At 68.0% G+C, this 9413-nt stretch carries 8 protein-coding genes; 6 read left to right on the forward strand and 2 right to left on the reverse strand.

Annotated elements, in window-relative coordinates; all coding sequences use genetic code 11:
• The first annotated feature begins 109 nt into the window (after positions 1–109).
• Positions 110–895 (forward strand): arylamine N-acetyltransferase family protein, encoded by a 786-nt coding sequence (locus AOZ53_RS29060; protein WP_054428692.1) that lies wholly within the window; start codon positions 110–112, stop codon positions 893–895.
• A 12-nt stretch (positions 896–907) separates the two neighbouring features.
• Here AOZ53_RS29060 and AOZ53_RS29065 read toward each other — a convergent pair whose 3' ends face one another.
• Complete coding sequence (locus AOZ53_RS29065) at positions 908–1345, reverse strand: anti-virulence regulator CigR family protein (protein ID WP_054428691.1); 438 nt, start codon at positions 1343–1345, stop codon at positions 908–910.
• Positions 1346–1671: 326 nt separating this feature from the next.
• Between AOZ53_RS29065 and AOZ53_RS29070 the strand changes: the two genes are divergently transcribed.
• A complete protein-coding gene (locus AOZ53_RS29070) occupies positions 1672–2511 on the forward strand; it encodes a prohibitin family protein (RefSeq protein ID WP_369815888.1) in 840 nt (279 codons plus the stop codon).
• On the opposite strand, the gene AOZ53_RS29075 is transcribed toward AOZ53_RS29070, so the two are convergent.
• On the reverse strand, positions 2504–4600 hold the full coding sequence (locus AOZ53_RS29075; protein WP_054428689.1) for a PTS sugar transporter subunit IIC/EAL domain-containing protein: 2097 nt from the start codon (positions 4598–4600) through the stop codon (positions 2504–2506). The two genes, AOZ53_RS29070 and AOZ53_RS29075, sit on opposite strands and share 8 nt — an antisense overlap.
• 281 nt (positions 4601–4881) lie before the next feature.
• Between AOZ53_RS29075 and AOZ53_RS29080 the strand changes: the two genes are divergently transcribed.
• From AOZ53_RS29080 to fhuE, 4 genes are all read left to right on the forward strand, one after another.
• On the forward strand, positions 4882–5124 hold the full coding sequence (locus tag AOZ53_RS29080) for a hypothetical protein (RefSeq protein ID WP_054428688.1): 243 nt from the start codon (positions 4882–4884) through the stop codon (positions 5122–5124).
• Between the two features lie 96 nt (positions 5125–5220).
• The gene (locus tag AOZ53_RS29085; protein ID WP_054428687.1) at positions 5221–5724 is read left to right on the forward strand and encodes an RNA polymerase sigma factor; all 504 of its coding nucleotides are present in this window, start codon (positions 5221–5223) and stop codon (positions 5722–5724) included.
• Between the two features lie 52 nt (positions 5725–5776).
• Positions 5777–6772, forward strand: a complete 996-nt coding sequence (locus AOZ53_RS29090) for a FecR family protein (protein WP_054490426.1) — start codon at positions 5777–5779, stop codon at positions 6770–6772.
• 132 nt (positions 6773–6904) lie between these two features.
• Positions 6905–9313, forward strand: a complete 2409-nt coding sequence (gene fhuE, locus AOZ53_RS29095) for a ferric-rhodotorulic acid/ferric-coprogen receptor FhuE (protein WP_082385808.1) — start codon at positions 6905–6907, stop codon at positions 9311–9313.
• The last annotated feature ends 100 nt before the right edge of the window (positions 9314–9413 follow it).

The raw sequence follows: 9413 nt of genomic DNA on the forward strand, positions 1-9413 counted from the left end.
GGATATCTGTACAGCATAGCCCGCCGTCGCCCTGTCGCCGCCGGGAGCGCCGGCCGGGAGGCATGATGGGCCTTTCCCCGCTACTTCACCCCCTTCGAAGGCGCATGCCATGCACGCAGCAAATTTCACCCTGTCCCGTTACCTTGAACGCATCGGTCACGCCGGCGACCTCCGCGCCGACAGCGCCACGCTGGCCGCGCTGATGCGCCGCCAGTTGTTCAGCGTGCCGTTCGAGAACCTGGACGTGCAGGCCGGCCGCGTCGTCTCGCTGGCGCCCGAGGACATCGTCGACAAGATCCTGGCCCGTGGACGCGGCGGCTATTGCTACGAGGTCAACGGCCTGTTCGCGATGGCCCTGCAGGCCCTGGGCATTCCCTATCGCTTCGTCGCGGCCCGGCCCATGTTCTATCCCGTCAGGCGGCCGAAGACGCACATGGCGTTGGTGGCACGGGTCGAGGGCGCCGACTGGCTGTGCGATCTGGGCTTCGGCAGCTATGGCATCCGGGCGCCGCTCAATCTGGCCGATCTGGACCGCGAGGTGCGCCAGGACATGGATGCCTTCAGGCTGAGCCGCGCCGAGGGCGGCGAGTATCTGCTGCAGGCGCGCGCGGCCGGCCAGTGGCAGAACCAATATGGATTCGACCTGTCGCCGCAGGAGTGGATCGATTTCGCGCCGGCCAACTACCTGAACTCGACCCACCCCGATGCCATCTTCGTGCAGAAGCGCGTGGTGGTGCTGCATGCCGAGTCCGGCCGCAGCATCCTGGTCGGCAATACGCTGAAGGTGGTGGCGGCCGATGCCGTCACGGAAACCCTGCTGGACGATGCCGCGGCGGTCGCGGCGCTGCGTCAACGCTTCGGGCTCGATCCGCGCGCCGAGGAGCGCGCGGCGTAGCGCCGCGCCGCCTCAATCGAAGACGCCCGCCAGCACGTCGGCGACCACGCCGCTGGCGATGGCGATCAGGATCAGGTCGTTGCCCGCCACGCGCCATTCGTAGCCGGCATGCACCGGCAGCCGGGCCAGCATCGGGCCCGGCACCATCTTCTTGGCGATGCCGGGGGGCAGCGGCTTGCCGCGCGCCAGGTTCTTGCGGATGCCCGGCGGCAGGGAGCCATAGCCGGTGGCGCCGGCCTGCACCGCGTAGCCGCGGGCGGTCGAGATGCTGATGCCGGCGGTGGTCAGGGTGACGTTGATGCCGGCGTCGTCGTCCCGGCCCTTGTTCTTGCCGTTGCCTTGCCCGGCATGGTCCGGTTTTCCCCGGTTCTCCGGCGGCGCCGACCAGGCGGGCTGGATAATGGCGGTACAGGCCGCGACGGCCATGAGAGCGGCGAAATGACGGCGCATGATGCGATCCCTGAATTGCGGTGCGGCCAGCGTATCGTATCGCTGGAACGCGCACTGTCTCCGTTGGCAAGCGGTTTTTCTCATTGCAACAACCGTAACCTTGCAGCGCGCTGACTCAAGCTAGAATCGCTCGCTTCTATTCCGGGGGGGAATGCCAGATGCGATATTTCCTGATCTTGGTGGGGGCGGCCGTGGTCGCCTATTTGCTTGCGCGCGGCATCGCCGCCGTGCTCTCGGATCGTAAACGCAACAAATCAGAAAGGGACTGAAAAGTGAAGCCGACCGACCTCCAGATCGTCAAGTCCGTCAAGCCGCGCAGCCTCAAGGTGGGCATCATCACGGGCGTGCTGTTCGTGCTGATCCTGTGCCTGGCGTTCGGTTCGTGGTTCCAGGTGGACCAGGGCGAACGCGGCGTGGTGCTGCGCAACGGCAAGCTGGTGCGCGTGTCCGAACCGGGCCTGGATTTCAAGACGCCGTTCATCGACAACGTGATGACGGTGTCGGTGCGCGACCACACCTTCGTGTTCGAGAAGCTCGAAGCCTACAGCTATGACCAGCAGCCCGCCACGCTGCGCGTGTCGGTCACGTACCGCGTGCCGGCCGAGCATGTCGCCGAGCTGTACTCCGAATACGGCACCATCAACAACCTGCAGATGCGCGTGCTCGAGCGCAAGACCCCTGACGCGGTCAAGAACGTGTTCGGCCAGTACACCGCCGTGCGCGCCATCCAGGAACGCCAGAAGCTGGGCCTGGACGTGAACAACGCCGTGCTCAAGACCATGGAAGGCGCGCCGGTGCAGGTGGTGGGCGTGCAGATCGAGGAAGTCGGTTTCTCGCAGGCCTACGAGCACTCGATCGAACAGCGCATGCTGGCGCAGGTGCAGATCGAGACCACCCGCCAGCAGAAGGAAACGGCGATGATCAACGCCGAGATCCAGGTGGTCAAGGCCAAGGCCGAAGCCGATGCGCGCCGCCAGCAGTTCACCGCCGAGGCCGACGGCATCCGCATGCGCGGCGACGCCGAGGCGGCGGCGATCCGCGCCAAGGCCGAAGCGCTGGCCGCCAACACCAACCTGGTCAGCCTGAACGCGGTCGAGAAGTGGGACGGCGTGCTGCCGTCCACGCAGGTGCCGGGCGCGGCCCTGCCGTTCATCGGCATCAAATAGCGGCGGCGCTGTCGCTGTGCGCGGCGGCCGGCATGCGCCGCCGCGCGAATTCCACCAGATGCTCGCCTGACAGCGCCTTGCTGTAGAACCAGCCCTGCACGACGATCTCGGCGCTGGATTCGAGCGCGGCGAGCTGCTCCTGGGTTTCCACCCCTTCGACGATGATCTGCAGGTCCAGCGCCTCGCAGAAGCGCAGCAGGCCGCTCATGACCTGGGCGCCGCGCGCGCTGCTCTGGGCCAGCACGAAGCTGCGGTCGATCTTGACCGCGTCGATCTCGAACTGGTGCAGGTAGCTCAGCGCCGAGTAGCCGGTGCCGAAATCGTCGATATACACCTTGCAGCCGATGCCGTGCAGGCGGTCGAACGCCGTGTGCAGCGCCTGCGCGTCCTCGACCAGCGCGTCCTCGGTCAGCTCCACCGACACCTGGCCCTGGGCCTGTTCCAGCACCTTGACGAGCTTGTCCAGATACGACTCCGAGGTCAGCGTGCCGCTGGTGACGTTGACGGTCAGGGGCAGGGTGAAGCCGGCCTTGCGCCAGGCCAGGCATTGCAGCACCGCCTGCTTGGCCACCCACAGGTCCACTTCGCGCATCAGGTCGGCCTGCGCCAGCCAGCGCAGGAATTCCAGCGGCGCCTGCTGCGTGCCTTCCGGACCGGTGGCGCGCAGCAGCGCCTCGCAGCCGGTGCAGCGGCCGCTGCGCAGCGAGACCTGCGGCTGGTATTCGAGATAGAAGTCGTATTCGCTGATGGTGCGGATGCGCGAGATCTCGGCGCTGCGGCGGGCGCGGTTGGTGTAGGTCGAGACGACCGGGTCGTGCGCGAACAGCAGCGATTCCTCCTGCAGGCGCGGGAAGGTGGTGTCGAGCGACTTGAAGTAGACGGTGGCGTCGGCCTTGCGCTGGCGTTCCAGCGCGACCACGAAGGGCGCGTAGAGGCAGGCCCCCAGCGCGATCAGCACCACCTGCAGCACCACGCCGCCCAGGTGGCCGCCCGCGCTGAGATAGGCGTTGAGCAGCACCGGCGAGGTCAGCGGCAACGTGACCGAGGCGGGCGGGATCCAGCCCAGCTGCACCACCGCCAGCGCCACCAGCGCGTTGCAGACCGGCGCCAGCACGAACGGGATCAGCAGCCGCGGATTCAGGATCAGCGGCAGGCCGAACAGCAGGATCTCGTTGACGTTCAGCAGCGATACCGGAATGCTGGCCAGCGCCAGCAGCCGCAGCGACTCGCTGCGCGAGAACACCAGGATGGCGGCCACCAGCGACAGCGTCGCCCCGGCGCCGCCAATGAACACGAAGGCGCCGAGCAGGCTGCCATTCAGCGCGTACATGCCCTCGTGGCCGGCGGCGATGCTGGCCGCGTTCAGGGCGGTGGCCTGGTCCAGCACATCGATGACGGGCGCCATCGCGTGATAGCCATGGATGCCGAAGAACCAGAAGATCGAGTTCAGCGCGGCCGTCATCGGGCCGGTGGTGAAGGGGCTGTCGAGCGAGGCCAGGTCGAGCGGGATGTCGAACTGCGCCACGCCGGGAATCCGTATCAGCGCGCTGACCGCGAGCGCCACCGCGCCGGCGGTCAGCAACCCCGGTATCACCATGTTCAGGGTGCCGCGCACGTTTTCGCCGATCAGGCCGTCGGGCGCCAGCCGCGTCCAGCGGCGCCGGTGCAGCCAGGCCAGCAGCGGCAGGCTGCCCAGCGGCAGCAGGATGGAGATGCTCAGGATCAGGGTGGCGGCCGCGTGCGGGTAGGGCGCCAGCAGGCCCTCGGCGATCACCACGTACGACAGGCACAGGAACGCCGCCGGCAGATTGGGCACGCGGTGGCGGATCGACAGCATGTAGCCGACCGAGGTGCTGACCAGCATCGGCATGACGCTGTTGAGCTTGGCATGCACCGCGGCCAGTTCCTGCACCACCGTCGAGGACAGGCCGAGCTGCCCGGCCACCACCGACAGCACCAGGAACAGCGCCGACACGAGCAGGCATGGCATCGTCCAGAGCAGTCCTTCGCGGATGGCGCGCAGCGCGCTTGCGCTGGCCAGGGCCGCCAACCGATCTTTCGGATAGCGCATGAAGCTCGATGTCGGCATACCGGTCGCCCTCAGAAGCCCGCTACCGAGGGCGGGCTGGCCCGGGACGCGGCTGCGTCGCCGGACCCGGTTTGTAAGAATCCTTTGCCGCATCCTAGCGCCTCAGTTCCCGACTTAGCAATCGCGTTGCCGAAAAAGCTTAGGGATTCCCCTCTGTCAAGAATTGAAAAGCGGGCGCATCGTGCACGTATCGGGAGAAGGCGGCGCGCTACCATCGGGCGCAAGCCCCTGTTTGGCGGGAGCCGCGGTTTCAGGACAGGCTATACCGAGAGGGAGACACGATGTCGCAGTTGGAGTGGGTGCCCGGCGACAAGACGCCGGAACGGCAGGGCTATTACGAGACGCGGCTGGACACCGGGGACACCGCGATCACGCTGTACAGCGTGCTGGGCTGGATGCCGGTCAAGGCGCCGGGCAGCATGGTCAGCTGGCGCGCGCTGCCGCCGGCCGCCGAGCGGCAGGAGGCCGAACGGCACATCCAGGAATTGCGGGCGGCGCAGAGCCACGTGCCGATGGATTACTAGCGGGGCGGCGGGCAGGCAAGGGCGGCGTGGCCTTGCGGTAATGAGAATTGTTTGTAAAATCCGCAGCGTCGCCACACTACGCCACCGGATCGTTCCATGTCCCGCCCCGCCTCGACCCGCCCCGGATGGCTCGCCTGCTATGACGAGCTGATCGGCGCCTGGAGCCGCCGCTCGGGCAACCGGCACGATGCCGAAGACGCCGCCCACGACGCGGTCGAGCATCTGCTGAAGGCGGATGGCAGCGTGGCGGCCAAGGCCCGCGGCTATCTGTTCCAGGTCGCCGGGCATCGCCTGATCGACCGCTGGCGCCGCCAGCGGCGCGAGCAGCACGTGCCGCTGGACGAACTGGACGAGCATGACCAGCCCGCGCAGACCGATCCCGAAGCGCCGCTGCGCGCGGCGCGGCTGGCCGACGATCTGGCGCGGGTGCTGGGCGAGCTGCCGCCCAAGTGCCGCCAGGCATTCGTGTTGAACCGGATCGAGGGCTGGACCCAGGCCGAGGTGGCCACCTATATGGGCCTGTCCAAGAATATGATTGAACGCTATGTCATGCGAGCGATCGAACACGTGCGGGAGCGCCTGCACGAGCACAATCCATGACGCAGTTTTCCTTCAATCCATGTCCACGCTTCTGCGTGGACGGCAGCCGACGATGACCGAGTCCTTTTACCGTGACGCCGACGACCCGAGCCAGCCCGCCACCGCCGCCTGGTGGTTTGCCCGCTGGCATTCGGGCGACATGACGCGCCGCGAGCGCCGCGCCTTCGCGCGCTGGCGCCGCGAGCAGCCGGACGCGGCGCGCGAATTCGACCGGATGCAGCAATTGGGCAAGGCGGCCGAACAGCTGCCACAAGACCAGGTGCGGGCGCTGCTGGGCGGCGCCGTGCCGGCGCGCCCATCGCGCCGCCGCGTCGCGATGCCGCTGCGCGTGGGCATCGCCTGCGCGGCGCTGGCGCTGGTCGCGCTGGCCGGCTGGTGGAGCCTGCCGGGCGAGGCGCCCACCTTCACCACCGTGGTCGGCGCCGACCGCGGCGAACGCAAGCAGGTCACGTTGCCCGACGGCTCCGTGCTCGACATCAACGGCAATACGCTGGCCGAGGTCAAGTTCTACGCGGGCCGCCGCGAGATCGAACTGCAGGGCGGCGAAATCCTCTTCAGCGTCAGCCCGGAGGCCGAGCGCCCCTTCATCGTGCGCGCCGGCAGCGGCGACGTGCGCGTGACCGGCACCGTGTTCGACGTGCGGCGCGACGAGGACGTGGTGACCGTGCTGGTGCGGTCCGGCACGGTGGAAGTCACCGGCGGCCATTGGTGGAATCTCGGCCTGGCGGTGCTGCGCGGCGGACACGGCATCCGCGTGCCCGGCAGCGGCGCCATCGGCGTGCCGGCGCCCACCGATGTCGATACGGCGTTGGCCTGGCAGACGGGCCGGGTGGTGTTCAGGAATGCACCGCTGGCCGAGGTGGTCAGCGAAATGAACCGCTACCTGGCCACGCCCTTGCGCCTGGCCGACAGCAAGACCGGGCGCTTGCGCGTCTCGGCCTCGTTCAGCCTGGATCGTCCCGAGGCCCTGCTGGAAGCGCTGCCGGCGGTGGCGCCGGTGAAGCTGGCGCCGGCGGCGGACGGCGCCATCGACATCTCGGCGCGCTAGGCGCGTGCGCCGTTACAAAATAATCAGGCCCGGCATTCAGGTTTTTTCGCAGCGGCATCGTTCTACCCAGGAAGGCGCGTCGCGCCGCGTCCCCCCGAAGGGACTTTCCTGTCCATCGTCGAACCGAAACCGCTGCTGACCGTGAATGCTTCTTCCAGGCGCCGCCCGCGCGCCACGCACCGCTTTACCCTTTTCTCCCTGATGCTGTCGCTGGCCATGGCGGCCGGCGCCTGCGGCGCGGCCCAGGCCCAGCCGCAGACGCCCGCGGTCGCCGTCGACATCGCCCCGATGCCGCTGGGCGACGCCCTGTTGCAATGGGCCGCGCAGACTCGTCAGCGCGTGTTCTACGCGCCCGAGCTGGTGGCCGGTCTGCGCTCGCCGGGCCTGCGCATGAGCGGCAGTCCGGAGCAATCGCTGGCCCGCCTGTTGCAGGGGACCGGCGTGGCTTATCGCTGGCAGGGCGACAGCATCGTGCTGACGCGCGAGGGCGAGGAGGTGGCCAGCCTGTCGCCCGTGAAGGTGCTGGGCGCCGGCGATCCCGCGGTGACCGAGGGATCGGGCTCCTACACCACGCCGGCCACCTCGGCGGCCACCGGGCTGGCGCTGTCGCTGCGCGAAACGCCGCAGTCCGTCACGGTGGTGACGCGCCAGCGCATCGAGGACCAGAACCTGCGTTCGCTCGACGAGGTGATGGGCAACGTGGTGGGCGTGCAGGTGGTGGCCGAGGACAGCGACCGCACCGACTTCTGGTCGCGCGGCTTCTACATCGACAGCCTGCAATACGATGGCGTTCCCACCACGATCGGCCTGTCGATGTATGGCGAGTCGGACAATGATTCCATCATCTACGACCGCATCGAGGTGGTGCGCGGCGCCACCGGCCTGATGACCGGCGCGGGCAATCCGTCGGCCTCGATCAACCTGGTGCGCAAGCATGCCAACAGCCGCGAATTCACCGGTTCCGTCAACGTCGGCGCCGGCTCGTGGAACCAGTTCCGCAGTTCGCTCGACCTGAGCACGCCGCTGAACCAGGCGGGCACGGTGCGCGCGCGCATGGTGGCGCTATACCAGAACAAGGATTCCTACATCGATCTGTATCACGCCGACAAGAAGGTGTTCTACGGCGTGATCGATGCCGACCTGACGCCGTCGACCACGCTCAGCGTCGGCATGGACTCGCAGGACAAGCGGCCGCGCGGCACCACCTGGGGCAGCCTGCCGGTGGTGTTCAGCGACGGCACGCCCACCGACTGGCGCCGCTCCAAGACCACCGCGGCGGACTGGACCTATTGGCACACCACGCAGCGCACCACGTTCGCCTCGCTCACGCACCGGTTCGACAACGACTGGGAGGCGAAGGCCGACTGGTCGTTGCGCAAGAGCAAGTACGACGCCAAGCTGCTGTACCTGTACGGCCAGCCCGACCGGGAAACCGGCGCCGGCCTGGGCGCGTTGCCCGGCTACTGGAATTCCTACGCGCAGCAGACCGCGCTGAACCTGCAGGTCAAGGGGCCGTTCCAATTGCTGGGGCGTCGCCATGAGCTGGTGCTGGGCGCGATGCGCAGCCGCTACAGCGAGGATTTCTACAGCTACGGCCGCGCCGGCGCCATGCCGGACACGGGATCGTTCTACGATTGGGATGGCAAGTATCCGCAGCCCGACTGGACCACCTCGACGCTGCGCGACACCGTGACGCATCAGCGCGGCGCCTATGCCGCGGCGCGCTGGTCGCTGAACGACAGCCTGACCCTCATCACCGGCGGCCGCTACGCGACCTGGCAATCGCGCTCCCCGACGCGCGACCAGAAGGACTCGCGCCTGATTCCCTACGCCGGTCTGGTGTACGACATCAACAGCACCTACTCGGCCTACGTCAGCTACACCGACATCTTCCAGCCGCAGGACTATCGCGACCGCAACGGCAATTACCTGGATCCGGTCGAGGGGCAGAACTACGAAGTGGGCGTCAAGGGCGAGTACCTGGACGGCAGGCTCAACGCATCGCTGGCGCTGTTCAAGGTCAAGGAAAGCAAGACGGGCGTGCCGGACGCCGGCTACATCGTGCCGGGATCGACCGACAGCGCCTACAAGACCGCCGACGGCGTGACCACGCGCGGCATCGAGATGGAAGTGACCGGCCAGATGGCGCCGGGCTGGAACGCCACGCTGGGCGGCACGTACTACACCAGCCGCGACGTGCATGGCGTATCGGTCAACACCGAACGCCCGCGCGCCACGGCGATGCTGTTCACGACCTATCGCCTGCCGGGCGCGTGGAGCAAGCTGACCCTGGGCGGCGGCGTCAATTGGCAGATCAGCACCTACACCAACGTGGAGCTGGACGAAGGCAGCGTCACCGCCAAGCAGAAGGCCTACGCGCTGTTCAACCTGATGGCGCGCTACGACTTCAATTCCCGCCTGTCGGCGCAATTGAACGTGAACAACCTGTTCGACAAGAAGTACTACCTGGGCGGCGTGGCCAACCAGGTCTACTACGGCGAGCCGCGCAGCGTGTTCCTGAACCTCAAGGCGACGTTCTAGCGTCCCGAGCCGCGGCCCGCGCCCGCGCGCGGGCCACGCCGGACGCGGCGCGTCCGCCGGCCTCAGGCCTGCTGGCGGGGCGCCGCCAGCACGATCTCGC

Origin of the sequence: Achromobacter sp. 2789STDY5608621 (genome assembly GCF_001299375.1) — a bacterium.
Classification (GTDB): Bacteria; Pseudomonadota; Gammaproteobacteria; order Burkholderiales; family Burkholderiaceae_B; genus Achromobacter; species Achromobacter insuavis.

Excerpts from the sequence above, each read along its gene's own strand:
- AOZ53_RS29060 (WP_054428692.1), top strand. The coding sequence starts at position 110 with ATGCACGCAGCAAATTTCACCCTGTCCCGTTACCTTGAACGCATCGGT.
- AOZ53_RS29065 (WP_054428691.1), bottom strand. The coding sequence starts at position 1,345 with ATGCGCCGTCATTTCGCCGCTCTCATGGCCGTCGCGGCCTGTACCGCC.
- AOZ53_RS29075 (WP_054428689.1), bottom strand. The coding sequence starts at position 4,600 with ATGCCGACATCGAGCTTCATGCGCTATCCGAAAGATCGGTTGGCGGCC.
- AOZ53_RS29080 (WP_054428688.1), top strand. The coding sequence starts at position 4,882 with ATGTCGCAGTTGGAGTGGGTGCCCGGCGACAAGACGCCGGAACGGCAG.
- AOZ53_RS29085 (WP_054428687.1), top strand. The coding sequence starts at position 5,221 with ATGTCCCGCCCCGCCTCGACCCGCCCCGGATGGCTCGCCTGCTATGAC.
- AOZ53_RS29090 (WP_054490426.1), top strand. The coding sequence starts at position 5,777 with ATGACCGAGTCCTTTTACCGTGACGCCGACGACCCGAGCCAGCCCGCC.